This window comes from Halorubrum sp. AJ67, from assembly GCF_000513435.1.
The window spans coordinates 253,828-276,708 of record NZ_CBVY010000001.1 but is presented as its reverse complement, the minus strand read 5'-3'; the positions used below and the strand labels follow the sequence as shown (position 1 = coordinate 276,708).

The 22,881-nt window shown below is 56.2% G+C and carries 33 protein-coding genes; 28 read left to right on the top strand and 5 right to left on the bottom strand.

The annotated features are described in order from the left end of the window. Positions 1-24: 24 nt before the first annotated feature. Positions 25-1,119, bottom strand: coding sequence for a hypothetical protein (locus tag BN903_RS01475; protein WP_048076014.1), 1,095 nt, complete (start codon positions 1,117-1,119; stop codon positions 25-27). A 103-nt stretch (positions 1,120-1,222) separates the two neighbouring features. On the opposite strand from BN903_RS01475, the gene BN903_RS15120 reads away from it, so the two are divergent. From BN903_RS15120 to BN903_RS01460, 3 genes are all read left to right on the top strand, one after another. Beyond that, complete coding sequence (locus tag BN903_RS15120; protein WP_052334884.1) at positions 1,223-1,798, top strand: helix-hairpin-helix domain-containing protein; 576 nt, start codon at positions 1,223-1,225, stop codon at positions 1,796-1,798. A 167-nt stretch (positions 1,799-1,965) separates the two neighbouring features. Further along, positions 1,966-2,781, top strand: a complete 816-nt coding sequence (locus tag BN903_RS01465; RefSeq protein WP_048076013.1) for a LamG domain-containing protein — start codon at positions 1,966-1,968, stop codon at positions 2,779-2,781. Positions 2,782-2,786: 5 nt separating this feature from the next. Continuing rightward, a complete protein-coding gene (locus tag BN903_RS01460) occupies positions 2,787-3,515 on the top strand; it encodes a hypothetical protein (RefSeq protein WP_048076012.1) in 729 nt (242 codons plus the stop codon). A 23-nt stretch (positions 3,516-3,538) separates the two neighbouring features. Here the strand turns inward: BN903_RS01460 and BN903_RS01455 are convergent, their stop codons facing one another. Further along, positions 3,539-4,330 (bottom strand): hypothetical protein, encoded by a 792-nt coding sequence (locus BN903_RS01455; protein ID WP_048076011.1) that lies wholly within the window; start codon positions 4,328-4,330, stop codon positions 3,539-3,541. 145 nt (positions 4,331-4,475) lie between these two features. On the opposite strand from BN903_RS01455, the gene BN903_RS01450 reads away from it, so the two are divergent. The 19 genes from BN903_RS01450 to BN903_RS01365 all read left to right on the top strand — a co-directional run bounded on the left by BN903_RS01450 (position 4,476) and on the right by BN903_RS01365 (position 14,471). Then, complete coding sequence (locus BN903_RS01450) at positions 4,476-4,751, top strand: hypothetical protein (protein ID WP_048076010.1); 276 nt, start codon at positions 4,476-4,478, stop codon at positions 4,749-4,751. A 37-nt stretch (positions 4,752-4,788) separates the two neighbouring features. Beyond that, entirely contained in the window at positions 4,789-5,085 is a 297-nt protein-coding gene (locus BN903_RS01445; RefSeq protein WP_048076009.1) for a hypothetical protein, read from the top strand. A 4-nt stretch (positions 5,086-5,089) separates the two neighbouring features. Next, positions 5,090-6,079 carry a hypothetical protein gene (locus BN903_RS01440; protein WP_048076008.1) on the top strand — a complete coding sequence of 330 codons (990 nt, stop codon included), beginning with the start codon at positions 5,090-5,092 and terminating at the stop codon, positions 6,077-6,079. A gap of 35 nt (positions 6,080-6,114) precedes the next feature. Then, positions 6,115-6,369, top strand: a complete 255-nt coding sequence (locus tag BN903_RS01435) for a hypothetical protein (RefSeq protein WP_048076007.1) — start codon at positions 6,115-6,117, stop codon at positions 6,367-6,369. 60 nt (positions 6,370-6,429) lie between these two features. Further along, on the top strand, positions 6,430-6,927 hold the full coding sequence (locus BN903_RS01430; RefSeq protein WP_048076006.1) for a hypothetical protein: 498 nt from the start codon (positions 6,430-6,432) through the stop codon (positions 6,925-6,927). A 53-nt stretch (positions 6,928-6,980) separates the two neighbouring features. Further along, positions 6,981-7,742: a hypothetical protein gene (locus BN903_RS01425; protein WP_048076005.1), complete on the top strand. Its 762-nt coding sequence runs from the start codon at positions 6,981-6,983 to the stop codon at positions 7,740-7,742. A gap of 28 nt (positions 7,743-7,770) precedes the next feature. Next, on the top strand, positions 7,771-8,262 hold the full coding sequence (locus BN903_RS01420; RefSeq protein WP_048076004.1) for a hypothetical protein: 492 nt from the start codon (positions 7,771-7,773) through the stop codon (positions 8,260-8,262). A gap of 121 nt (positions 8,263-8,383) precedes the next feature. Further along, positions 8,384-8,653, top strand: coding sequence for a hypothetical protein (locus tag BN903_RS01415; protein ID WP_048076003.1), 270 nt, complete (start codon positions 8,384-8,386; stop codon positions 8,651-8,653). Positions 8,654-8,744: 91 nt separating this feature from the next. Then, a complete protein-coding gene (locus BN903_RS01410) occupies positions 8,745-8,945 on the top strand; it encodes a hypothetical protein (RefSeq protein WP_048076002.1) in 201 nt (66 codons plus the stop codon). Between the two features lie 112 nt (positions 8,946-9,057). Continuing rightward, positions 9,058-9,459: a nucleotidyltransferase domain-containing protein gene (locus BN903_RS01405; protein ID WP_079890533.1), complete on the top strand. Its 402-nt coding sequence runs from the start codon at positions 9,058-9,060 to the stop codon at positions 9,457-9,459. Positions 9,460-9,528: 69 nt separating this feature from the next. Next, positions 9,529-10,308 carry a DUF5821 family protein gene (locus BN903_RS01400; protein WP_048076000.1) on the top strand — a complete coding sequence of 260 codons (780 nt, stop codon included), beginning with the start codon at positions 9,529-9,531 and terminating at the stop codon, positions 10,306-10,308. A gap of 2 nt (positions 10,309-10,310) precedes the next feature. Then, positions 10,311-10,475: a hypothetical protein gene (locus tag BN903_RS16235; protein ID WP_154017977.1), complete on the top strand. Its 165-nt coding sequence runs from the start codon at positions 10,311-10,313 to the stop codon at positions 10,473-10,475. Continuing rightward, positions 10,475-10,744, top strand: coding sequence for a hypothetical protein (locus BN903_RS01395; protein ID WP_154017976.1), 270 nt, complete (start codon positions 10,475-10,477; stop codon positions 10,742-10,744). The genes BN903_RS16235 and BN903_RS01395 overlap by 1 nt, the downstream gene beginning before the upstream one ends. A 68-nt stretch (positions 10,745-10,812) precedes the next feature. Further along, positions 10,813-11,568 carry a hypothetical protein gene (locus BN903_RS01390; RefSeq protein ID WP_154017975.1) on the top strand — a complete coding sequence of 252 codons (756 nt, stop codon included), beginning with the start codon at positions 10,813-10,815 and terminating at the stop codon, positions 11,566-11,568. Beyond that, on the top strand, positions 11,565-11,786 hold the full coding sequence (locus tag BN903_RS17060; protein WP_048075997.1) for a hypothetical protein: 222 nt from the start codon (positions 11,565-11,567) through the stop codon (positions 11,784-11,786). Before BN903_RS01390 ends, BN903_RS17060 begins: the two co-directional genes overlap by 4 nt. Positions 11,787-11,883: 97 nt before the next feature. Continuing rightward, complete coding sequence (locus BN903_RS01380; protein WP_048075996.1) at positions 11,884-12,174, top strand: hypothetical protein; 291 nt, start codon at positions 11,884-11,886, stop codon at positions 12,172-12,174. A gap of 86 nt (positions 12,175-12,260) precedes the next feature. Beyond that, positions 12,261-12,881, top strand: a complete 621-nt coding sequence (locus BN903_RS01375) for a hypothetical protein (protein ID WP_048075995.1) — start codon at positions 12,261-12,263, stop codon at positions 12,879-12,881. A gap of 2 nt (positions 12,882-12,883) precedes the next feature. Continuing rightward, positions 12,884-13,981 (top strand): hypothetical protein, encoded by a 1,098-nt coding sequence (locus BN903_RS01370; RefSeq protein WP_048075994.1) that lies wholly within the window; start codon positions 12,884-12,886, stop codon positions 13,979-13,981. 46 nt (positions 13,982-14,027) lie between these two features. After that, positions 14,028-14,471, top strand: a complete 444-nt coding sequence (locus tag BN903_RS01365) for a hypothetical protein (protein WP_048075993.1) — start codon at positions 14,028-14,030, stop codon at positions 14,469-14,471. 43 nt (positions 14,472-14,514) lie between these two features. Here BN903_RS01365 and BN903_RS01360 read toward each other — a convergent pair whose 3' ends face one another. Then, a complete protein-coding gene (locus BN903_RS01360; protein ID WP_048075992.1) occupies positions 14,515-14,928 on the bottom strand; it encodes a hypothetical protein in 414 nt (137 codons plus the stop codon). Between the two features lie 147 nt (positions 14,929-15,075). Between BN903_RS01360 and BN903_RS01355 the strand changes: the two genes are divergently transcribed. The 6 genes from BN903_RS01355 (at position 15,076) to BN903_RS01330 (ending at position 19,465) form a co-directional block, all read left to right on the top strand. Further along, a complete protein-coding gene (locus BN903_RS01355) occupies positions 15,076-16,323 on the top strand; it encodes a phosphoadenosine phosphosulfate reductase family protein (protein WP_048075991.1) in 1,248 nt (415 codons plus the stop codon). Positions 16,324-16,451: 128 nt separating this feature from the next. Continuing rightward, complete coding sequence (locus tag BN903_RS15115; RefSeq protein WP_052334883.1) at positions 16,452-16,802, top strand: DUF5658 family protein; 351 nt, start codon at positions 16,452-16,454, stop codon at positions 16,800-16,802. 43 nt (positions 16,803-16,845) lie between these two features. Next, positions 16,846-17,646, top strand: coding sequence for a LamG-like jellyroll fold domain-containing protein (locus BN903_RS01345; RefSeq protein ID WP_048075990.1), 801 nt, complete (start codon positions 16,846-16,848; stop codon positions 17,644-17,646). A 52-nt stretch (positions 17,647-17,698) separates the two neighbouring features. Beyond that, positions 17,699-17,950, top strand: a complete 252-nt coding sequence (locus BN903_RS01340) for a hypothetical protein (RefSeq protein ID WP_048075989.1) — start codon at positions 17,699-17,701, stop codon at positions 17,948-17,950. Between the two features lie 83 nt (positions 17,951-18,033). After that, on the top strand, positions 18,034-18,708 hold the full coding sequence (locus BN903_RS01335) for a hypothetical protein (protein ID WP_154017974.1): 675 nt from the start codon (positions 18,034-18,036) through the stop codon (positions 18,706-18,708). Between the two features lie 25 nt (positions 18,709-18,733). Beyond that, positions 18,734-19,465: a hypothetical protein gene (locus BN903_RS01330; RefSeq protein ID WP_154017973.1), complete on the top strand. Its 732-nt coding sequence runs from the start codon at positions 18,734-18,736 to the stop codon at positions 19,463-19,465. Positions 19,466-19,502: 37 nt separating this feature from the next. On the opposite strand, the gene BN903_RS16230 is transcribed toward BN903_RS01330, so the two are convergent. Beyond that, the gene (locus BN903_RS16230) at positions 19,503-20,141 is read right to left on the bottom strand and encodes a hypothetical protein (RefSeq protein ID WP_154017972.1); all 639 of its coding nucleotides are present in this window, start codon (positions 20,139-20,141) and stop codon (positions 19,503-19,505) included. Positions 20,142-20,236: 95 nt separating this feature from the next. Beyond that, positions 20,237-22,780, bottom strand: a complete 2,544-nt coding sequence (locus tag BN903_RS15110; RefSeq protein ID WP_052334882.1) for an ATP-dependent DNA helicase — start codon at positions 22,778-22,780, stop codon at positions 20,237-20,239. Positions 22,781-22,881: the final 101 nt, after the last annotated feature.

Here is a 22,881-nt window from a genome sequence, read left to right as displayed (position 1 = left end):
CATTCTACAGACACCCACAGTTAGTTACACCTCCGTTGGTGGTTCGTCGTGAACAGCCACCACATCATCTGCAATCTCTTCAATCGTTAGTCCCTGCGGTGTATCGTCACTCGGTGGAACAGCTTCGTACTGCCCGATCAGGAGATGGCTTGAAACATGTACTTCAGTTAGCCGGCAATACATCGGTGGGTCATCCACCCCCGTCATTTCAATCTCAAGTATATCTCCAATCTCGAATTCGATCGGTTCGTCGACGTTGTCTTCTATAGCTCCTCGGACCATCCCACTGAGCGGTCCATCCACATTAGGAACAGGATCAGCAATGCTCTCAGCCAGTATATTCCACCCATCAACGATCTCCCGCTGTCTAATACCCTCTCTCCGATCCCCATCGAGTAGAACGTCGTAGGCTTGCTGTTGATAGAGTGGTGATCTATCATACAACGGCGTCAGATACGCATAGTACCGGTCTATTATCTCACACTCTCCCTCGCTAGTCTGGAATGAATCACCGACTTCGAACAGGTAGTCCCTGTCGTTGTGATGATCATCCAGATAGCGATCAGGCACCCGGTCTCCTTCTTGGAGCGTGCCGGGGAGACCCGACCACCCTACGAACCGACCACCGAATCCGCTATCTGTGAATGGCGATTCGATATGGTAATTTGGCGACTCAAACCACTCCGTGAGCTGTTCCAATACCTCTCGCTCAGCCACTCGTTCAGAACGATTGCTAGGATTGGCATCAAATGACTCCAGTTGAACAGCAGACTCCGGCGCTTCTTCCAGTGGTTCATCCCACTCAGACACCGGACTGTGGTATGAGAAATCCCCAACATAGAAACAGTAGTACACCCGCCCATCAATCTCATGTGTGCGGATCTCATCTACACAGCCACTATCAACGAACTCAGCCAGGATAGACTGCTTGAGGCTATACAACGCTTTCTTCCGTTGACTATCCACCCGTGCGCCCTCTTTCAGGCCACGATTGTACGACTCCTCAGCCGATTCCGCGTATTTCTTCGCGAGTATATTGAGATGGTAGAGAGCCTTCAAACGCTCAGAATCACACTTTGAACAGTGTGGATCGCCATTTTCGTTTCCCGTGTGGTCCATACTCACAGTATCAGCCTACCGTACTAAAACATACTGTATTTTCTAACAGGTACACCCCCCAAAGGCTATTATCCCCAGACTGAGGCAGTACACACAACCCACGATGTCAGCCACCACCGAAACAGACACTGTAACAGCTGAAGCACAGACTCCACTATCCGAAGGACAAGTCTACGCCGACAGCCGTGAGAACGAGACTCCAGAGCCGGCTGAGACATACACCATCATCTTCGCCGATCACCAGACCGTCGTCCTCGAAGACAGCGACGGACACCGTCGCTTCGAAAGCCGAGACCAGTTCGACACCGCCCGCGGCGATCGGTGGAAGTTCGCGGAAGAGGCCCAATCCGACAACGACACGCCCGCAGTCACGACCCCGGAACCGTTCATTTCCTCGTTAACCGTTCTCCGTCAGTCCTACAAGGCGAGCGAAGAGTTGGACCCGACCGACGCTCGTGCGGACACGATCACCGACGCCATCAACCTCATCTCGAAGAACACGACAGACCCCATCCCCCTTACCGAGGTCGACGGAATCGGGGACCGAACAGCCAAGAACCTCCGCGAGGCTGGAATCACGACCGAACTCGATGTCCACGCGGCCAGCGACGAGTTCCTCTTGGACCTCCCAGGAGTTGGGCAGAAGAACCTCACCAACCTGCGCCGGCACATCAACTGATTTCTATCAACTATCTTCGGAAAACGACACCCATGGGCTCACCGGTACTGTTTATACAATCTGCTGGGTAGAGTCAATTACAGAACAGCCACGGATCACCCAGCGGGGGAGATTGACACCGCCCCCGTAACCAACAGGACCCAAGCTATGGCCCACAGATCGCCCCTATGACCAATACCCCCCATATCACGAGCGATCGGCGAGCTCCCAGAGATAACTCCACCTCTTGGGGAGGCGAGAGTGGGTGGGAAGGTGAGGTTGTTGATGCTCAGTACGTCACCGTCGCGAACGGAACTATCACTGCGGATCGTATTCGGGGCCCGACAGAGGGGCTCGTCGCACATTGGAAGTTCGAAGACCCGACCACCCCCGACGCAATCGACACTGTCGGGACCAACGACGGAGCAATCGACGGGGCGACGTACGCGGGAGCTGGGCGAGTCGGTGCGAACTCACTGCTGGTCGATCCCGGAAGTCGAGGGTCGGTCACGTTCACCAGCAGTGAGTTAGACATCCAAGGCTCATTCACGATCGCCGCATACGCCCGGATGGACGGAAGTGCCCTCGAAGGGTGGCAGCGGATCTATCAGAAGGGGCGGGGGAAGGATGACCGAACTGTTGAACTCTACGTCGCTGACAATAACAACAAATCGACAGGCCTCACCGGCTTTCGCGTTAACGAGGAAACGCCCTCCAAAGCCACACGGATCCACCACGAGCGCCCCGGATTTTCTTTCGGTACGTACTACCACTACACTGCCGTGTACGATGCGGTAAACGAATATCTCCGAGTATACATCGATGGAACGCTCCTCGACTCGGTCACTCATACAGATGGTATTGACTCGAACACACGACATACGATTGGAAACTGGGCAACCAACGGATCGCGCCCATGGAACGGAGGGATCGACGATGTTCGGATATACAACCGGGCGTTACCCAGAGCAGACGTCGAGAGCCTCTACAGCGCAGTCAGGTAACCGATATGGCAGATAAAACGCACCGTTATACATCACAAGCAAAACAGACCCTGCGGAATGGCGAGTTGCGATGGGGTGGCACCGCCGGGTGGGAACCAGAACTGGACCAACAAGAGGGCATCAAACTACAGGGTGGGCAGATCCTTCCCTCGGAAGCCAGAGGAGATCACACGTTCTCAGAAGATTTCGAGTCTGGTGACCTAGATGATTGGGACGTTGAGCAAAGGTCAAGCGGTTTTAGCTGGCAGCTCGCTTCTGAGCCCACCCACTCAGGAAACTTCGCCGGGCGTCTCCATACTGATGGCAAAGGGTCCGTACGAAGGCCAGTTCCGGAAACAACGGCATCTGGCCCCTACGTTGCTTGGATCCAGCAGACAGCTGACCCCTACGACGATGTGAAACTCTACTGGAAGTCCGCCGCTGAGGAGACACTGTTCAGACTGAACTTCAACCGGGAGACCACACAGAACGTCCACGTGAACCACACGAACAGAGGGTGGAGATTCCCGTCTAACACTTGGGTGCGAATCACCGTCTCCAATGTGGATTTCGGTAGTGGAACCTACAACTGGAAAATCGACCGCGAGGATGGTCATGTATACGACTCAGCTGAAGCAACATTCGACCCGTTGGTCGCCTCGGAAGTGGGTCAGTTCTGCATCCATGCTTCCCACTACGGCAAGGGGACCGGCAACTTCTACGTCGACGATATCAGCATCAGCGATCTCGATTGACCTGACCACACACCAAACCACCTCTACTCCACCCGGTTCTTGATCTGAAAGTTGTCGAACCATATCTTCGTTGTACCCGCCCCGTACGCACTGTCACCACTAGCATTGAATCCAATACCCTCAGCAGGTGGCAATGGGCTACTATCCGAACCAGAGGCACTCGCTTCAACGACACCGTCTATATCCTTGATGTAGAGTTCAAACACATCATCCGTCGCCCAGACAATCTCAAATTCATACCACGTATTCGCATTCCCCTTCCACGATCCGTTCCCTCCCGTCGTACAAATTATCTCTGAGCCATCGTCCCCGATTCGGAAAACACGAACCTTGTAGTAATTTGGCCCGCCGTTAGATCGGTTTATACCAATCATGTAGTAATTATCACTATCTATATAATTGAAGAACACCCTTGGCTTCTCTCCATATGACGAATTGGCCCGATACCAGAACGAAAACGTGTCTCCCTTCTTCGGATAGTTTGCTAACCCCGACATGCTGAAGATATTCTTTTGGTTCGGGGTGTCGTATTCGAAGTCTGCTTCAAGCGAGTACGCCCCATTGATGACCTGGTTGGGCGTCACCGAGAAGTTCCCACCCGAAGCCGTGTCATACCTCGACAGATCGCCCGTCTCGAAGTTATCAACCACAGTGTCTGGCGTCTCGCCGATGGTGGTGAGACGTTGAGCAACGAGATCGCCACTATCGATGTCCAAGTTCTCGGCCACTCCAGCTTCCCAATCCTCTGTTTCGGACCACGTGGCGCGATCAAGAGGACGTCGGTCGCTGGTGAACCGACTATTATCATTGCTCATATAATCTGAACCTCACCACCTAGTCAAATATACCCATCGGTGAGGCCCACCAGTAATGGCCTGACACGTCTGAATAAGGTGTTTTTACCTCTCGGGGGTGGGGAGAAGAGTTAGTAGAGAAAGGCGACTCTGAGAAACCACCACCATGTCCACTGAAGATACTCACCACGACAGCAGCCCGCAGCGAGAGCTCGAACCAAACGAAGTCCCCCTCTCCACGCTCGACGTTGGAGACGTCTTCTCGTTCAACGACGACGACCCACGATACGAGCTGATCGACATGAAGTTCCTCGGCGAACACCGCGATAATGTCTGGGCGTACGCCAACGCAGAAACTGGCGAGTTCGAGGGGCTCATCCGCGACGGCGCGTGCCCCGCTCACTTCCCCGAACCTGTCGTTCCCCACGACACCGAGCAGTAACACTAGATCGCGTCTCTCCTCCCCGTAGCAAGACCCTATGAACGGAACCACCTACCAGCAGGCAGAACAAGACGTGTACTACGTACACGGTATCATCGAGATAAGCGACGACGCTGCTCAACGAGGCGGATTCATCGACGAATTCGACGACGCACACACCGTCGAACAGTCTCGACCTCGCGTTTTCGACATCGGGTACCACGTAGTAGCTCCAACGAGCAACGAAGCCTACCGCCGGGCAGCCAACCTCATCCACGCGAAAGCCGCTGTGGGTGGCTACTCCGGCGAGTACAACCTCGGATCGCTCCTCCCCCGAATCGCGGCCACCGACTAACACCATGCCAGACACCCACGACGCCGATCACGAGTTCAAAGGCACCTGGCGGTGGCCCGCGCCGTTCGAAGCGTGGGTCGAATCGCTCATCGCCGACGTCGACGGACCGATAGCCAACATCTGCGCTGGGCTCTCCCCCCTCGGGACCATCCGGATCGACATGAAGACGCCAGTCGAAATCATCGAGAACCTCCAAGCCGAGTCCAGCACTACACTCCAAGATGCTCGCGAGTATCTCGCCGATCTCATCGTCGGGAACCCGCCGATCGACGTCGTCGGATCACTGTATACAGCCGACAATCCTTCAGAACACCCGGCAGCAGAGTACATCCTGACGAACAACACCGTCCGAGCAGACGTGCTAAGCGATACGCTCCCGTTCGACGACGACACATTCGCTTTCGTCATCTGTGACCCCCCCTGGCTCAAGTTGAATACTGCCCGGAGGGCTCGCCTCTTCGACGAGTTGATCCGAATCACCGAGCCCGGCGGGAGGATACTCTTCAATGCGTATTGGACGCCGACCGCCGACGGCCCTGTCACCCTCGACCGCCTCGTACCGAGACAAGACACCGATCGCTGGTCAGTCGGAACGCCGAACGTCAGTTGGGCCTCTCTCTACACCGTCCACGACTCCGTCCACACAGCGCGACATCTCTCGGCAACCCTCACCCAACGTGAGTTCACTCCATCTCCGTCTGCTCTCGAGGAATCCACCCGCGCCCACCGACACTACGAGCTTACCCAGATTCACGGACACGACCCCGACAGCTTCGATCTCGATATCGTCGACCCCGCGACGACCGATCAGTGCTGTCCACAGTGTGGCCACACCGATCTGTATCCCGTCTCTCAAAGCGAGGTCAACACCAGTTCTGAAGCCCGACTCTACGAATGTGCCAACTGCCAGTTCCGTTCGTTCCCCGAGGAAACGGACCAATCTCCGGCCCAAGCCACCATCTCAAGTGCCGCTCCGAAGCGAAGCGTCGCCTGAGAAATTGTTTAATAATAGGGGTGAGAGCGGGTAGTATGGACGATTCGCTGCTCACCAGCTACCTCGCCGTATGGAGTAAAGCCAGAGCAACACTCGAAGAGCAAACCACCCACGGAGCATCGCTCTTCTACAGTAGCATCCTTTTCGTTGCCTCTCTATCTACTCTCCTGTTCGTCCTCAATATCGCAGAGCTCGTAACCGGAACGACAGTTACTCTCTGGATACACGGGCTCGCATACCTCCTCGCAGGCTGCGCCGGACTTGTCGGCTGGCGGTATGGGAAGTTCTAGTCCAATAACCGGCACCCCGCGTGAGTTTTTGAGACCCGATGGGGGTAGAGGATATAGATAATGAGCCACACGAAGACCCTGACCGCACGTGAAGCGTACCATGATTCGCTCCAGTTCTTCGAAGAGATCAAACAGAACATCGGCCACGGCATCATCAACGACAAGTCCACCGTTAGCTTCACCGAAAAGCTCGAGCCAGAGGAAGACTTCCAGATCCGTCTCAAGGCGACCCACGCCACCTTAGCGATGTTCGTCAAGCGGTATCGCGCAGCCGAATTCACCTTCCACACTGAACGGGCTCCCATCGATGGATACCCCGAAACAGCCCGCCAGAACAACCCACTCGTCACCCACTACGCTGAGTTCACCGTCGACTTCACCCCGTACGGGACCATCTTCGGAGGCCACAGCGACGACAACGGCGGCAACGCCACGAAGCAGACCTGTTCGTCACACCGAGATGGAAACGCCCTCACCGGCCCCACTGGGCCGGCAACACCGGACACACCAACCGGCCCCATGGCCGAACAGACATCCGCTGTACAGTCGTTAGTATAAAACGTATTGATAAACGAATAATATAAGAACGTCAACCACCCAAAATTTCTCAGATGGACATTAATGATATCTTTGCGCCTAATCGGTACCCCCGCGGTAACTACATCGAACGGGATGGGAAAATCGACCACAGTAAGCTCGATGAAACCCTCCCGGATGGGAACACCCACATCGTTGGCCCCTCCGATTCCGGACGGTCAGCTATTGTTCAACACCACCTCTCAGGCAGTCATCCTCTCGTCGTCGACGGCGTCGAAGTGACGACTGTTGGAGACATGTTCAGTCACTTCCTCAACAACCTGATCAGCAAGCCCGTTCCGCCAAGGCACAAAATAACCGAGCCCGACCTCCAGTCAATCACGAGATCTGAAAAACTCGTCCGAGGGGCAGTCAAAGACCGGATCGAGACTGGCCACTACACGCTCGTTTTCGACGACTTTGGGGAGATGCCCAGCGGAGTCCAAGAATACGTCGCCGACTGGATCGAGGACTACGTCGACACCGAGATCGGCACCGCCACGATCGTCAGCGACGACAACAAGGACTCCGTGTACGAAGCGAACCCCAACCTTCGCGACCAGCTCACCGTTACCCACATCCCCGAGTGGGACCAGCCGAGCCTCAAACAGATCGGGAAAACCGGGTTCGAGACGGTCGGTGCCCCGATGGACGACCCCACTCTGGACAGTCTCGCAGACATGGCAGAGGGTTCGCCCACCCGAATGCACGAACTCTGTTTAGCGACGTTCATCGACATCGCGACAGAGCGGGAATACGACGTCGGCCAAGAATACCTGCCCAACGGTGTCAAGTAGATACCCTGAGAACCAGCAAATAAGGAAGATGACCACCTCAGAAAAACAAATCGCAGAGGACCTCCTCGGGTATCTTCGAGAGCACCCATCAGTCTGCGCTGACGTAAGCGCACAGGGATATCACAGGCCGTGGGTCAGATACCGCGACGGTGCGTACCAGCTCGCCGGCTACGGGGAGATCGACCGAATCCACGCCACCACGCTGGACGAAGACCAAGCGATCACCCTGTTCAAACACCACCCTGTCCAGTTACTCCCAGTCAGTAAGGCCTACCGCTGGAAACCCGCCACCAAGACCGTGTGGGACGACGCCGCCGAACAGGACGCATTTACGTCGCTCACACGCTGCTGGTGGTGTGGCTTCAGCGAGCGAACGACCGATCTATCCCTCTACGAAACCGTCGAGGACGGCAACTGCTGGATCTGTACAGACTGCTATGGCACGTGGGACGACCAGAATGAACTGGTGAGAGAGCTCGACCCCGATCGCGTTCCAGACAGCGAAATCAGCCGGGCCTGACCCCATAGAAGGTGGGGCTGAAGATCAGCTATTAGTTTCTATCCCCGGTGGGGGTGAAGGGTCAGAGAAACCAGCGTGTTAGTCACGCTCTTCGTGAACTCTGCCCCCAAGACCACACATCATGGAAAACTGGACTGAAATGCCGAGCGAGCACCTGACGGGCAACGGCTACCGAAACATCATCCGCGGCTGGGAGAACACAGAAGCACGTCTCAACAACGAAGTCCTCGTCTACCGCACGGAAGGGACCGACGTCGAGGCCACCGCCGAAGGCGAGTTCGCCGTCCAACATCCGCTCGACGAAGAGGGGCTGAACACCCACTTCTTCGATGACGAGGACGCCGCGCTCGACTACGCGAAGGAATACATGAAAGACAACCCGACGGTATAGGGCGACCAAGAGACCACACCAGTATCGAAACAATTGATAGTTCAGGAACACATTCGAAAACATCAATACCCCCTGTATCAACTGACGGGGTATGAACCAGACGCCCGAACCCGACATGCTCACCTCTCAGTACGACTCGATCACGAGGGCACTGGACTCGCTCATCAAAGCCGGGACCTACGACGAAACGCTAGAGGGAGACGACGACAAACACATCTCAAGCGAGGCATACACTGATGCGAAGTTCCGGTTTATGACGGTCTGCGACAGGCTCGCAGATTCGAACAAGTGACTTCCTTCAGAACCACAGCCAACCGATCTTCGCGATCGCACCAGATGTCGCTAATGTCGGTACTGGTCTCTGCAAGCGAATACACGAGGATAACATAACAGAAACCGTCCTGATGTCAGGGCGGCCCACCACTCTCACAACTACCACCGGAATGGAAGACCACAACAGCGGAGTTGGTGTCGACAGCCTTGACGAACGTGAACTCGACCGCCTTTGCCATCGCCTCGTCCATGTGACCCAAGACGAACTCTCGACCAGTGTCGACTCGATACATATTACCGGGTCATTCGCACGCGGGGTCGCCACCCCCGGCGGAAGCGACCTCGACATCCGTATTGTCACAGCTGGCTACGTCTCATCAACCGAACTCTCCGATCTAACCGAACGCATCGAATCTGAAGAAGATCCAGAACGCACTCCCGCAGAATGCGATTCACTGGACATCCACGCAACACCTTTCGAGTTGCTTCACTCTGAGCCGAGCATCGAGATCTGGAACGGCGAGAACCGATAACAGCCCATTTTCACAACACAAGGCAGGCACCAAATCCATTAAGTGCTCCCTCAGCAAGATTACAGAAACATGAGCCAACAACAGAGCATCTCACAGGCACTCCCGAAAAGCGATACCCCAGCGTTGTGTGTCAACCTCCATTCAGAGCAGATCGCCACGCTCGCCGAAGACATGAACGCCGATGGGGATGAGCAGGTGGTTCACCTTCTGGCTGATGAGAGTCAAATCAAGGACGCGCTCTTTGACTTCATCACGGCCTCGAAGATCGCCGAACTGGTCGATCAGGGGCGGCTCGACATTCGGATACTCGACGAACCCGTCCAAAATGCCATCCTCACAACCGAATCCGAGGTCGTCGTGCCACTCATGAGCGGCCACACCGTCACGGGATCAGACGAAGACATCGCAACCTCGCTGTATACAGAATTCGAGGCCACCTTCGAAGCCGCCGAATCCTACAATCTCCGGACACCAGCACTTTCGGAGGTGAAGGCTACCCTTCGCGAAGAGATCGGTGACGACACTGCCGACGAGTTCGAAGAAGTGCTCGCCCACGCCGAAGAGATCTCCAACACGAACGAGTACCTCGATGTCGTTGAGGTCGCACTTCTGCTCGCCGCCCGGAACGAAGTCCTCTTGTACGATATTTCTCGGTGGGGCGAAGACGTCGGCGTGGCCTCAAAAGCAACCTTCTCACGAACGAAGTCCGCGCTTGAAGACGCCGGCCTGATCACGACAGAGAAGGTCCCCATCGACATCGGCCGCCCACGACTCCGTCTCACCGCTACCGAGCGAATAGCCAACGCAGACCTAACAACGCTCTCTGAAGACACCACATCCCAGATCTAACCATGTCCGACACCAACGACACCACAGAAGCAGAAGCCGCCGTGGGGAACGCACGGGCGTTCCTCTCGGACTTCGAAGACGAATCACTCGAGGTTCAGCATGGCGCTATCGAACACGCCATCAGCGAACTACAGAACGCAAAACGCGCACTCCCGGACGAGAACTAATGTCTGATCCATATCTCTCGCAGTTTTCGACGGGGGATATGATCGAGGTCTCCTGCCGGAAAACCAGCATGGAGGTCCAGAAGGCAGAACCCACCCCCGACTGGGACGATCGCGTCTACAAGGTGATCGCTGAGAACCGCCACGGGCGCTACCGGGTTACTGAAAACGAAGACGGCGAGTTCACGTTCTACGTGAGTTCGAGTAACTACTGGGGGAAGACATGGTCACCAGAGGAATCTGGCGTCAGCGTTTCACGACCTGACGAGTAGCCCGATGTCCAACTCACGCGCCGAGAGGGAGTGTTTTTAGACACCGAATGCGGATAGAGTGATGATAGATGTCGAGAAATAAGTTCACCCACAAGAGGCACGGAGACAGCGTTACTCTCGAGACCCGAGAGCATACCGACCACCCCGTCCTCGATTATTACGTCGCTAATCACTGCCCACGGGACGACTGCCGGTTCCGTGTGCTAACAGAGTACCAAGTCGACCACGACGTCGCCCTCTCGTTCGACCTCGATGATCGGCTCGACGCCCTCCAAGCAGAGATCAACCTCCCCGTCATCGACACCTATCACTCAGCAGGTGGCCACCAGGAAGGGCGAAAAGCCTTCCAGACGCTCAGAGAGGCGAAACTCTACATCTTCGGTCGATACGGCGGAATTGGAAACAGAAACGCAATCGGGAATCAGATCCGGAGGACCCACAGCCTGACGAGCGGGACGCATTCACAGAACGCCCGAAAGGTCGATCACCCGATGATCTGTGCGATCGTCGACACCCACCAGGACAAGCCAGTCTACACGAATCTCGTCCCTCGCGATGAGGACATCCCCTCGAACGCCCCCAGCTGGCGGAACTCGATCGAATCCCGAGTCGAATACCACCTCAACCCCCCGGAACACATCATCGAAAGCAAGCTCGGCGAAGACGACCAGTTCGCTCGGATCCCAGATGGCTACGAACACGACGCGCTCGCTTGGCACGTCGAGCAGGTGAGCCACTGGGAGTTCCAAATCCAAACGCCTGAGCTACTGCTTGAACAGGCCGATTACGAAACCGGCGTGGACTCCCTCAAACAACCAGCGTGAGCAAACGCGACCCCACCCCGTCACAGGACACCGCCCAGCGGATGAAGAGTCTCACAGAACTGTGGCGAACGCGCTGTCCGAACGGGCACTCTTCGTTCACTCACCGGCCCCAGGAAGAATTTTGGTACTGCAAGTCATGTCACGACAACCCGGATATCGACACGCACCGCCACACGTACCTCATCGATACGAAAAACGGGACACGGATCACCAAGTGAGCCAGCCCAACCACAGAGAATTCCCCATAGAACCACCAATACGGTGACGAGTTTAACACCCCATTAATTTTTGCCGAGGCGACACCAACTGAGCGTCATGGCCACACCAAACTACATCATCGTCCCCAAAGAAGACGGAAGTTACGTGGTTGGGGGTCGCGCATATCCTACCGAAGGCACGATCGGAGCCACGATTCTCCGGGAGCTAACAGACATCCCAGAGCGAATCGCCAACATCAGCGGATTCGAGCCTGATGAATACGTGTTCTACTTCGATGGCCCGACTGAAGGCTACATCAACCCAAGCAGCGTAGAGACCGTCATCAACGTTGAAACCCTCCTCGAGGAGGAACTCAACAAGTTGGACAAGTCGATCGAACACCCGTAGCCCCGACGCGAAAAAATCCACTGTGGTGACGGGCACAGCAACCAGACCCATCGAGTAGAGTTTGTAGCTACCGTCTGGGGTAGAGTATGGATTCAGAAGCTACGCAGAGACGCCGCATCGATCAGCCGAGGCCAGATGTCGAGTCGTTCACCCCGAACACGACGACCGTCTCCACGATCGTGGAGGTCGAAGCAGGTAGCGAGGCGAAGGCCAAGCAGGTCCTCGAGAAACTCCCTACCGAGGCCAACAAGCTCGCGTTCAACGGGTGGCCCGTCTACAAATCTGACATGGAGTCGGACGACGACCCCGCAGTTGTTTCCCACTTCGATCACTCGATAGCGTGCTATCACGGCCACCCGCTGTATGAGTCGTCTCGAGGGCCGGGCATCCCCGAAGACTTCCCGGTCGAAGACAAGTGCGGCGGCCTCGAATTCCATGTGACGAAAGACTACGACACGGCCATCTACCGATTCTTCGGCCCGTCGGTGACCGTCGCGGGGAGACCCACCCACGATCAAATCGCTGGAACGTACGAGCTCTCCGTCTCCATGAAGAACGACACAGAACAGACGAACCACATGCGGGGACCGGGCAGGACCGCTCACGATGTCCAGCTTCACCTCAATGGGATGCGTACTCGTGGAAGCATCTCCTACGGCGAAACCGTCATCGAACCCATCAACAACGCCGACACCGCCAGTGCGTAATCATGCAAGCAAAACTACCGGGAACTGACGACGTGGAGCAACCAGACCAGCCGAGGCCGCCGACGATCGAGAACCCCGAACAGTACGCACTTCCGAAGAAGGCGGATCTCCCCGACATTCCCGGCATCGTCTGGGGGCTGTTCGACACCGACGGCAAGACGAGATACGTCAAAGGCGACACGCTAACTTCGCCAGCCGGCGTCGATACGGAACGGCCACCACATGGGGAACTCCCCGCGAACGCAGTAGTGGAAGGCGTCGGTGCGTACATCGAGTCTTACGGCGTCGAAGAGATCGAGATCCCGGACTACTACAGCCGATTCTCGGACTTCGGGCCCATCATCAACACCTGGACAACGACGGCGACCGGGATTGGGTACGGCATCGAGCAGAACATGCTACGAGGACTCGTCCGACTCGCCAACGGTTCCGGGCGAATTGATCACGACAAGACCCACGTCATCCTCTGTGAGAACGATACCGTCCTCGTCACCGGCCCCCGCGGTGCGTTCATCAAGGACCTCTGGGGCATCAAAGGCGACAGGACGGACGAGGAACCGCCAGCAGACGTGTACCAGAACGTCCGAGGGTTCTCCATGCCCGAAGAGAACGAAACCGCCCTCGCGAAGACTGAGGCGGTTCTCGACGCTCTCGAAACCTACACCGACTACGAAGTCGGCGAGTACCAGTTCAACCGTGACCGAGGGAAGCACATATTCCACACCACGTGTGGACGCGAGTTCTACCCCCGAGGTGGCCCGATACTCGAAGCAGGATCCGCCTCGTCGGTCGTCGGTGACCACACCTTCGACTATCGCGGCACCACCTACTCAGCTACGGTTGAGCCAGAAGACATCCTTCACGACATCGGAGACACCATCGCCCCGATGATTCAGACGACGAAGACTGTCCTCGGCTACACCGTCGATTGGAAGGTCCGCGACTACGTCTTCTCCGGCAACGCCCGCTGCGTCGACGCCATCCTCTGTTACGTCGCTCTCGTTCACACACCCGCCGAGAACTCGGAGGGGGACGTCTACCTTGATTACGCCGTGAACTCACAAGGAGAGATCATCGAATCGTACGACCTCGACGACTAGCAACCACCAGCAGAGACACCCACACAACCACCACCCCACCACAACCATGGGAGCATACATCAACTTCAAACTGATCGACGAATCGCAAGCCGAAGAAGCCAACGAGTGGCTCAAAGAGCAACCAGAGCAGCAGGAACTCATCGAGATCGGACGGGGACAGATCCACTTCTGGTGCGAGGCAGATCGACAGCACGAACTCGCCAAAGAGGAACACGGAGTCCCTGACTTCCACGACATCGGCGAAGCACAACTGAAAGCCAGCGGCCTCGGCTACCACCGATCAGACCGGATAAAGAGGCTCTGGGTCGATCTCTTCGAGAAGCTCCACAACCACGACGGGTTCGACGTGAAGCTTCTCAGCAACAGCTGCGGACTCAGCCACCACTACTTCACCCACGCTGAACTGCTGACGATCACCGACAACAAGGAGGCACTCTCCGATACTGGCTTCGAGGACTTCGAAGAAGAGCTCGCTCAAGCGGCGGCGTGAAACGCCCTTACCGCGGTTCAAGTTATCTAGGCAGACCCTATTATTAGGGTTGTGCCTCACCTGGGTACCGTGGATCGGCACCATCCGGGGGCCATTTTTGCTCAGAGCCTTGGTAGGCGCTTGGATCGTCGTCGGGGTGAAGTTGGTGCTGCCCGATCCAAGCCTCGAACATGATATCCGGCTCTTCACCCTCATACCCGTGAGTGTGATGAACTCGGAAGTTCGTTCCGTTTTGGCCAGCAGGGGTGACCCGATCGCTTCTGATGTATCGCACATCGTCCGCTCGAAGAGCGACGTACTCAAAATCCATCGAACCGTCTTCTCCATCATCCGACGGCTGGACGATTTCTGCTGTAAGCCACTCCGCACCAACCAGCCGAACTACAGCGTCAACGTTGAGTTCATCACCATTTGTGAAGCAGACCGTCACCTCGTTTAGCATGTCGTCATCAGACATACTCTGATCGTATCATCATAGGGTTAAATACCTTCCCCGTCTTCATATATATACCCCTATATAAAGAAACACCAAATTAGCAATTTTAGCATATAAACCACCCCCGCCAAAAGTAGGTTTATACGGCTCGCATGGAGTAGAAGACTAATGATTGAAATGGAAGGATACGGGATTGCACCACCGCCCGAAGCAATCCACTCAGACACGATTACGAAGCCACAGCCACAGTCAGAGCCGCTCGGCATCCTTGAATCTGACCGGATCCTCGAAGTCCCGAACGGACGGGGTGAAAAGACAGACGCCGTCCTCTTCAGCGGCGGCGACGATTCACTTGCGCTTACCCACCTCGCGATGGAGCAGGGTTGGGCTGACTTCGTTATCCACCTCGAAACAAACTCCTCTATCCCGGAGAATCTCGATTACGTTCGCGGGGTCTGTGAGACCTTCTGCTGGCCGCTTCTCATAATCTCGTCTCCGATGCAGTTAGACACGTTCGCGTATCGCTATGGCTTTGCTGGCCCCTCGCAGCACACGATGACATACAACTACTTCAAGGGGCGACAGCTGGGCTATTTCTACCGTAAGAAGCACGGCAACGTGAAGTACCTCTCCGGTGTACGGAAGCTCGAATCGGACCGTCGAATGCAAAACATCGAAGCAGAGGTCCAATACGAATCAACATCTAATTCTGGGAACTTCACCGGGTATTGGATCTCCCCGCTGATCGAGAAGTCCGACGACTGGATAACGCGATATCGCGAAGAACACGGCCTTCCCCAGAACCCCGTATCAGCGAAGATCCACCGAAGTGGGGATTGTCAGTGTCTCGCCTACGGGAACCGCCAGGAAGAGCTGATCATGATCGAATCGGAGTACCCCGATTTCGCGGCATGGCTGCTAAACGTCGAGCAGCGCGTTCAGGAGTATCGCGGCCGTGTGATGATTCTCGAAGAGACCCACCCGAAGGTAGCCAACCAAGTCGAGTCACTCCGGGAGGAGACCCGCCCGTACCCCATGCGCTTGTCGGTACTCAAAGAACACTACCCGACCATCTTTCAGGAGGTCGTCAGCGTCGACGCCGAGACGGCGATCCTCAAAGGGCAGACAGAGCCCACATCGTACATCGGCCACGGTGGGCTCTCGTCGAAAGAACTCCGCGATCTGACTGCGAGTGCTGACGCATCCCAGCAGACCCTCTGTGAATCGTGTGGCGACCCGTGCTACACGCTTTCGCCAGCAGTCCAAGCTAACGTCGAGGAAGCCAAAGAACGAGCCGCCCGAGCCACCCCTACTCAGCAAACGCTACCGGGAACCACCGACGATTACGCCTCATCGCCCGCGATCGCCAGCAACGAGTCGGCAGATCGAACCCACACACAGCAGACGTTAGAGTAGTCGTCTTGTCAACTGTTCCACGGACTGCGTTGTAACGATTGACAAGACGCCAGTAGAGTCAAGGGAGAAGAGAGAGTCTGTCTGGAGAGGTGGGTTTGTAGCTCACGAGTGAGGTGAGTGAGATAGAAATGAGCACTGTCGTAGAAGTCAGCCGGGCGGGAGAGATGGACAAGCCGAAGATGGATCTCTGGTGGGGGCTCGCCGTCCTAACGGGTCTCGGCGACCTTGTGACCACCCGTATCGGTCTCCAGTTAGGGCTCGAAGAAGGCAACCACCTGATCGTGTTGCTCCTCGAGGCCGCGGGCTGGGCGGGATTCACCCTGTTCAAGATCGCTATCCTCGCCGGGGCACTCCTGTTTGCCGCCAAGCTATCAGCTGAAAAGCGGCCCGCCGTCCCGCTCGGCCTCGCAGCGACGTGGTCGCTTGTCACCGTAATAAACACGATTCACGTCGCGGCGCTCCTCCCGGTTACGCTGTAGGCAGAAGTATTATCACTACGAAGAGAGTCTCATACAGCAATTGATGAGCTCAAAGACGCCCTTCTTCCGGACCAAACGGAAGCGGGTCGGATCCGGGACGCCACCCCCTCAGTGGGATAACAGCAACTGGGGTGACGAGGCCCACTCCAAGTCGGGGGTCGTGATCCGAGATGGAGGGATCGTCGTTGATCCGACGATGAAGCCGGAAGCCGGCGTAGCGCGGTGGACGCTCTCACCAGAGGACACCGATGGAACGACCGCCCTCGACACATGGGGAGACAACGACGGTGCGATCTACGGCGGCGTTCAACCAAACGTCGAGACGGATGTGGGACCGGCGTACCAATTCGATGGGTCAACCGGCCATGTGGTACTCGGGTCAGTCGAGTCTCTCCAGCTCGACGCGGCGTACACCGTCTCGCAGTTGATTCGCTTCGAGAAGCAACAGGAGACCTGGTTCTTCGGCAATTACGACACTGAGGACCGAGGAGCCGGGATCACATACGATCGAGAGGGCAGCGGACGGATACGATGGTATGATGGAATCGAGTTCTTCACGCTCTCCAAGCCGATCGAGACCCAGCGGTGGTATCTCGTGACGCTATCCAGATCCGGATCCACCTACACACTCTATCTGGATGGTGAATACGAAGGCAGTATCACGACTTCGCAGACCGGGTTCAGCGACTCGTCACGCCCCAACGTGACTATTGGCAGTTCCTGGGGAGAGACACGCACCGACCACCGAGCCCCACTACACGGCTTCATGAAGAACATCCAGATCTACGCGAAGGAGATCACCAGCGAAGAAGCAGCGAGGCTGTATTCACAGGGGGCGATCTGATGGTGGTTTTTAGCCGCCGAAGTGGATGCGGCGCGACTGAGTAAAATAACCCATGAGCGATTCAACACCCGACATCACCGACGTCAAAGCATGGCTCGACGACGAATACAATCAGTACATGTCCACGTACCTGTACGACAACTACCTCCGCCTTACGAACGGCTCTGCGGCGCATTTCGTCGATATCCGTATCACCGACGACGAGGAGATCCAACTGTTCGGCGAGCGATACGGTGATCAGATCGACAAGAGGTGTGAAGCAACTCGCGAAAGCCTCCTCGAGACGCTATCGTCGACGATCTAGTGACATCCTCCCCGGCGTTCACGCCGGTGCTCCCCCTACGAAATGGCAGGAAGAACTAATACACCTCTCCGAAAATCACAATTGTGGAAAAAGTAACAAACGCCCTGCCAGACAGGGCGATCACCGTTGAAGAAACATTTGACCTGATGCGCCCACCTCGCCAATGTGGATTCGTTGCTCCATTACATCAGGATGAGGCAGGCCGCTGCACCAGCATCTACTTTGAGCATGAAGGGCAGATGAGCGCAGCTACATTTGACGGAGCATCTTGGACCCTCTTATCAGCCACCTATGAAGACATCGATCAATACTTCCACAACGATCAGGTGACGGAACAGTTCACCGACGACATGGCAGCCGAGGCAGAAAGGCAAGTTCCGAGTCCCCACTCCATGTTCGGTCACCAAGTCCAGTTCCAAGCGCCTCCGGGGTTCCAAACGAAACTCTGCATCCGTCACCGGGCACTCTCACCTGAGGATTACGACTCTCTCAAGGCTTGGCCGCAACTTGGGGATGCGACGGCGATCTGGGGAAACCCGGAGGCGGGAATCGTAGCGGTTGCTGTCATGGAGCTATCGCCTGATGGAGAACATTCCGTCATCTTCACCAATTTTAACCCCGAGATAGGAACCTGGCGAGTCGTAGACACGATCGGACTAGACAGTCTGCCTGAAGTAGCGGGCCACATCCACAAAGAAACTGGAAAGGCCGCTTCAGAGCATTACACTGAAATCGAAATGATCACTGGACCTCAGTGAAAACCTCAATCACCCGCAACCAACAATGATACACACTACACCATCACCGGTGGAATTCGAGTACCCAGAAGTCAATCTGAGCAACAGCGAACTCGGAATGTTAGAATGGGTACTCAAAAGCAACAGAGACAGTTGGCAGAATGCCCGAGGCGACCCGAACCAAGATTACAGAGAGAACGACATTCACGACACGGTGTCCGTTTTAAACGACCTCATCAGTCGTGTTACAGAGCTCCGGCTTACGGAAGTGGGTGGGGGGACCTTGTCGATCAACACGCCTCGAGAAATGGATGAGATTCTCTTTGGCACTCTGTTATGTCTTCAGAGCATTCAGGATGGTGAAGTCGAACTCGGAACGCAAGACAGTGACGCTGTGGTAGCCAGCTACAAGAGCTTGTTATCTCGCTTTACCGATGCCCACTGGGAGGACAACCCGCTGGCAGAGTACTGGCACGCGTTCGGTGACCTCACCCCAGCCTCACCAAGCGACCCGATCATTAAAGCGATCGTCGAGCATGGAGAACGGACCCACGTCCTCCGCGAGTTGATGGCGCGGCGTAACATGGAATACACCGTTTCGGCGCTTGAAAATCCTGAGCGGCTGAATGCCGATCCAGATGACCCAGACGACGTCGCCCAGAAGTTCATCGCTGCGTGGGATGAGACACGTGGATCGATGGGCTCCCACCAATACCAGACGTGGCTTGATGCTGCTGAGGAAAGGGTCGGAACAGGTGCCGACTTCCTCTACAAATAGTTCTTTCTAAGAGGTTTCTCAGGGCAGGACAACCGATTCAAATATTCAACCCGACGTAATAGAACTCAGCCTCAGACCGACGTGAATCATCGTACCCATCACTACTAATCACGTTATCTCTAGCCATCAAATGGACGTAGTATTCATTAGAAACGTCTGAGACATCGAGGGTTTCTGTTTTACGAGGGTACGGCCCGGAGTGATTATCTGAGCCACCAGTTCTATAGAATTCCTCAATGTCAACGTACTTTTTTGTGGAGAGAACAACCGCCACAAATCCCTCGTTTTCTTGAGAGGCTGACTCGACGACAATTTCGCGGTAGCCTCCGAAGTCGATTACGTCGTCATAGACCCACGAGACAGCATTAAAACCATCTGGGTTCGGATCCGCATCCGCGAACAGGTGGTCTGTTTCTTTCGTCAGTGTCCCGCCAAGAGGCGTATTTGGATCTCCCTCTGTACCGCCATACCTCCAATTATCCTCATTCGCACCTTCGTTGTACAATTCCACATCCCCAGATATTTGTCGAGATTGAGTTGGAGCTTGACCGACCAATACACCATCAACAACAGCAACATTCTCAGCAGTGCCAGTGGCCCAATCAGCTTCACCCCCCCACGAAGCTTCCCTAGCCCCACGCCGATCGCTAATGAAATGGGATGGATTTCTTGACATGGATCAACGAACACGGCAGTATATCATATATCTATCGCCAAGGTGGCCCCAATCCAGAGATTCTACCCATCATCCCTCAGTGGTAGTATACCGATCTACTCGCGTCGGCCCCTCCAGAACTCGGCCAGACGATCACCCAACTCTCCACCAGAGACCGACTCGAACTCATCACGGGCGTGCTCCGGGAAGTGCCGCAGTACACTCGATCGGCCAGCCGACTCAGTATAGCGGCCATCTGCGAGGACGCGAACCCCGACGTCTTCCGTCCCTCGGATCACTCGCCCCAACGCCTGGCGCGTCTTCCGAACCGCAGGCACGGTGAACGCATAGTTGAAGCCGTTCCAGTTTCCGAAGCGTTCAGCGTATGCGTCTTGGATCGCCGTCGCTACCTCGCTCCCTGTATTCGTGATCGGCACACCACAGATGACCGCCCCGTGGAGCTGGTCGCCCGAGAAGTCGACGCCCTCCGTGAGCGTCCCCCGGAGGCTGGTAGTCAGCACCTTCGGCTCGCCAGTGACGAACTCCCGCTTGAGGGCTTCCGTTTCCGCGTCCGAACTACTCTCGTCGACGAGGATCGGTTTCGTGACCGAGTCCATGTCGCGGAGTACCTCGGCCGCCCACTCACCCTCAGCGTACGAGGGCATGAACACGAGAACGTTCCCCGGCGTCGTGTTCACCACCGCCGAGATCGTGTCTCGGTACTGCGCCCGGAGTTGTTCGTTCTGCTCAGGCGGCCACCGGTTCGAGTACGTGAATTTCGGGAGTTCAACCGCGTAGCTCGCTCGGTTCTCAGCTGGGAAGTTCATGTCGAACACCGCAGTCGTCACCCGACGCTTCCGTCGTTCCGGATCCCAATCGGACGACTCGTCTTCCTCGTCGTCCTCGCTGTCTCCGTCATCCCCTTCCTCTTCGTCATCATCCTCGTCGAGGCCGGCGTCGACGTCACGTGCGCTTCCCTGGTTACGCTGAACGTTCTTGAACCGGGACGCTGCTTTAGTGACGAGTGAGTCAAAGGGCTGGATGCCGTGTTCGATTTTCGAGATGCCAGTCACCTGCTGGTAGACATCAATCGGTTCCAGTGTGGCCGACATCACGATCGCGCCACCGAAGGCGTCGAGAGTCGCCGCAATCTCGTCCTGTGGGATACAATTGTTCACGCGAATTTCCGTCTCATACTCCGCTTCCCACGGCCGGTCGCCTGAGTGCGAGGTGTCGCGAACGTCCTTCGGGTGGAGGTTCACTTCGCGGTAGTATTCGGTGTGGTTCCCGAGCAGCCAGCGGTGGAGCATCTCACGGACCTGCTCGATGGCGAAGTCACCCTTCGGCGTCTCCTTGTCGATCTTTTTCTGGACCTTCTCGCGGAGGTACGCGACAGAGAATCTGAGGTACAGTATCCGGTGCCAGTCATCCTCCGCGCCGTGTTCAGCCATCCACTCGCGGAGGATGTCGCTCTCTTCTCCAGGGCGGACCTCCTCGTGAGCCGAGATGGACACTTCAGACAGGGTGCGATTAGAGAGGGACCGCTGCCACCCCTCTCCGAACTCGTCTTTCAGATGCGAGACCGTCCGTCTCGTGAAGAGCTTCCGCGTTTTTTCGAGGAACCAGCGCAGCCTCTTGATGTCCTCCTGAGTATACTCTGCGTTCTCGACCGTACTCCGAACGAGAGCAGCCTTCCCACCGTGGCCCTTTCCATCGAGCCAGTTGAGAACCATATCGACGTCCTGTATCGCGTAATCAAGCGTCTCCATCGACACCGAGTACGACAGTTGATCGCGGGCCTGACTGACCAGTTCGTGTGCCTCGTCGATCACGACAAGCGTGTCCTTGGTGAACAACTTACCCGTGAACCCCTGGACGGTTAGCGTGTCTAAGATATGCTGGTAGTTCCCGATGAGGACCTCACACTCCTCGACAACGTGTTTCATAGCCGCATGGGGGCAGGTCCCCGCCTGAACGCCATTCCGCAGCGTCTCCTCCGGCGTGACCCCATCACCAGCGTCGAACGCTTTCCGGTCCGTGAAGTCGTTGACAAAGTGCCTCGCGAAAAACGGACAGTACGCCTTACCGAGGAACTCTGGGAGTTCACTGCGGTATGGAGACTTGACGCCAGCGGCCTCAAGCGAGTCAGTTCGCGGATCACCTGCCTCCGCCCGAGACGCCAAGCCCGCACCGACGTCGGCTTTTCGCTCGGCCCCACCATCGTTCACCACTTCAGACATCATACGGTCGGTGTTATCCCGCAGCTCGTCACACCGATGGTACAGATCCGCCCGGTCGATCTCGCCAGCATCGACATACGGACAGACGTCGGCCTTCCCAACGAGGGTCAGCCCTCGGAAATACGAGTTCCTGCTGTTGATGGCCGCTAAGTCATCCTCGAACGCCCGCAATTGCTGTTTCTTCGAGGTCACCACGAACACCCGCTTGAATCGTGTGTTGCGGTCGCGGACGAGCGAGAGGCCGGCGGTGAGCGCGATCAGCGTCTTTCCCGTTCCACACTCACCCTCGAGAAGGTAGACGCCGTTGTCCTTGAGCGTATCAACGGCTTCGTTGATCCCCACCGTCTGCTTCTGATACGGACTATCGAACGGAAAGATGTCTGCCCAGTAATCGCGTGGGCCAGTGAATTTAGTTGCCATTGTAGGTAGTGGAGGCGAATTTCAGTAAATACGGGTACACAACAACCGAGCATAATCCCTTGGGTCAACGACAGCCCGCACTATGAACGACCCAGACACCT

What these genes read in the sequence shown, in the direction of transcription:
- BN903_RS01475 (WP_048076014.1), bottom strand. Translation starts at nt 1,119, where the DNA reads ATGGACCACACGGGAAACGAAAATGGCGATCCACACTGTTCAAAGTGT.
- BN903_RS15120 (WP_052334884.1), top strand. Translation starts at nt 1,223, where the DNA reads ATGTCAGCCACCACCGAAACAGACACTGTAACAGCTGAAGCACAGACT.
- BN903_RS01465 (WP_048076013.1), top strand. Translation starts at nt 1,966, where the DNA reads ATGACCAATACCCCCCATATCACGAGCGATCGGCGAGCTCCCAGAGAT.
- BN903_RS01460 (WP_048076012.1), top strand. Translation starts at nt 2,787, where the DNA reads ATGGCAGATAAAACGCACCGTTATACATCACAAGCAAAACAGACCCTG.
- BN903_RS01455 (WP_048076011.1), bottom strand. Translation starts at nt 4,330, where the DNA reads ATGAGCAATGATAATAGTCGGTTCACCAGCGACCGACGTCCTCTTGAT.
- BN903_RS01450 (WP_048076010.1), top strand. Translation starts at nt 4,476, where the DNA reads ATGTCCACTGAAGATACTCACCACGACAGCAGCCCGCAGCGAGAGCTC.
- BN903_RS01445 (WP_048076009.1), top strand. Translation starts at nt 4,789, where the DNA reads ATGAACGGAACCACCTACCAGCAGGCAGAACAAGACGTGTACTACGTA.
- BN903_RS01440 (WP_048076008.1), top strand. Translation starts at nt 5,090, where the DNA reads ATGCCAGACACCCACGACGCCGATCACGAGTTCAAAGGCACCTGGCGG.
- BN903_RS01435 (WP_048076007.1), top strand. Translation starts at nt 6,115, where the DNA reads ATGGACGATTCGCTGCTCACCAGCTACCTCGCCGTATGGAGTAAAGCC.
- BN903_RS01430 (WP_048076006.1), top strand. Translation starts at nt 6,430, where the DNA reads ATGAGCCACACGAAGACCCTGACCGCACGTGAAGCGTACCATGATTCG.
- BN903_RS01425 (WP_048076005.1), top strand. Translation starts at nt 6,981, where the DNA reads ATGGACATTAATGATATCTTTGCGCCTAATCGGTACCCCCGCGGTAAC.
- BN903_RS01420 (WP_048076004.1), top strand. Translation starts at nt 7,771, where the DNA reads ATGACCACCTCAGAAAAACAAATCGCAGAGGACCTCCTCGGGTATCTT.
- BN903_RS01415 (WP_048076003.1), top strand. Translation starts at nt 8,384, where the DNA reads ATGGAAAACTGGACTGAAATGCCGAGCGAGCACCTGACGGGCAACGGC.
- BN903_RS01410 (WP_048076002.1), top strand. Translation starts at nt 8,745, where the DNA reads ATGAACCAGACGCCCGAACCCGACATGCTCACCTCTCAGTACGACTCG.
- BN903_RS01405 (WP_079890533.1), top strand. Translation starts at nt 9,058, where the DNA reads ATGTCAGGGCGGCCCACCACTCTCACAACTACCACCGGAATGGAAGAC.
- BN903_RS01400 (WP_048076000.1), top strand. Translation starts at nt 9,529, where the DNA reads ATGAGCCAACAACAGAGCATCTCACAGGCACTCCCGAAAAGCGATACC.
- BN903_RS16235 (WP_154017977.1), top strand. Translation starts at nt 10,311, where the DNA reads ATGTCCGACACCAACGACACCACAGAAGCAGAAGCCGCCGTGGGGAAC.
- BN903_RS01395 (WP_154017976.1), top strand. Translation starts at nt 10,475, where the DNA reads ATGTCTGATCCATATCTCTCGCAGTTTTCGACGGGGGATATGATCGAG.
- BN903_RS01390 (WP_154017975.1), top strand. Translation starts at nt 10,813, where the DNA reads ATGTCGAGAAATAAGTTCACCCACAAGAGGCACGGAGACAGCGTTACT.
- BN903_RS01380 (WP_048075996.1), top strand. Translation starts at nt 11,884, where the DNA reads ATGGCCACACCAAACTACATCATCGTCCCCAAAGAAGACGGAAGTTAC.
- BN903_RS01375 (WP_048075995.1), top strand. Translation starts at nt 12,261, where the DNA reads ATGGATTCAGAAGCTACGCAGAGACGCCGCATCGATCAGCCGAGGCCA.
- BN903_RS01370 (WP_048075994.1), top strand. Translation starts at nt 12,884, where the DNA reads ATGCAAGCAAAACTACCGGGAACTGACGACGTGGAGCAACCAGACCAG.
- BN903_RS01365 (WP_048075993.1), top strand. Translation starts at nt 14,028, where the DNA reads ATGGGAGCATACATCAACTTCAAACTGATCGACGAATCGCAAGCCGAA.
- BN903_RS01360 (WP_048075992.1), bottom strand. Translation starts at nt 14,928, where the DNA reads ATGTCTGATGACGACATGCTAAACGAGGTGACGGTCTGCTTCACAAAT.
- BN903_RS01355 (WP_048075991.1), top strand. Translation starts at nt 15,076, where the DNA reads ATGATTGAAATGGAAGGATACGGGATTGCACCACCGCCCGAAGCAATC.
- BN903_RS15115 (WP_052334883.1), top strand. Translation starts at nt 16,452, where the DNA reads ATGAGCACTGTCGTAGAAGTCAGCCGGGCGGGAGAGATGGACAAGCCG.
- BN903_RS01345 (WP_048075990.1), top strand. Translation starts at nt 16,846, where the DNA reads ATGAGCTCAAAGACGCCCTTCTTCCGGACCAAACGGAAGCGGGTCGGA.
- BN903_RS01340 (WP_048075989.1), top strand. Translation starts at nt 17,699, where the DNA reads ATGAGCGATTCAACACCCGACATCACCGACGTCAAAGCATGGCTCGAC.
- BN903_RS01330 (WP_154017973.1), top strand. Translation starts at nt 18,734, where the DNA reads ATGATACACACTACACCATCACCGGTGGAATTCGAGTACCCAGAAGTC.
- BN903_RS16230 (WP_154017972.1), bottom strand. Translation starts at nt 20,141, where the DNA reads ATGTCAAGAAATCCATCCCATTTCATTAGCGATCGGCGTGGGGCTAGG.
- BN903_RS15110 (WP_052334882.1), bottom strand. Translation starts at nt 22,780, where the DNA reads ATGGCAACTAAATTCACTGGCCCACGCGATTACTGGGCAGACATCTTT.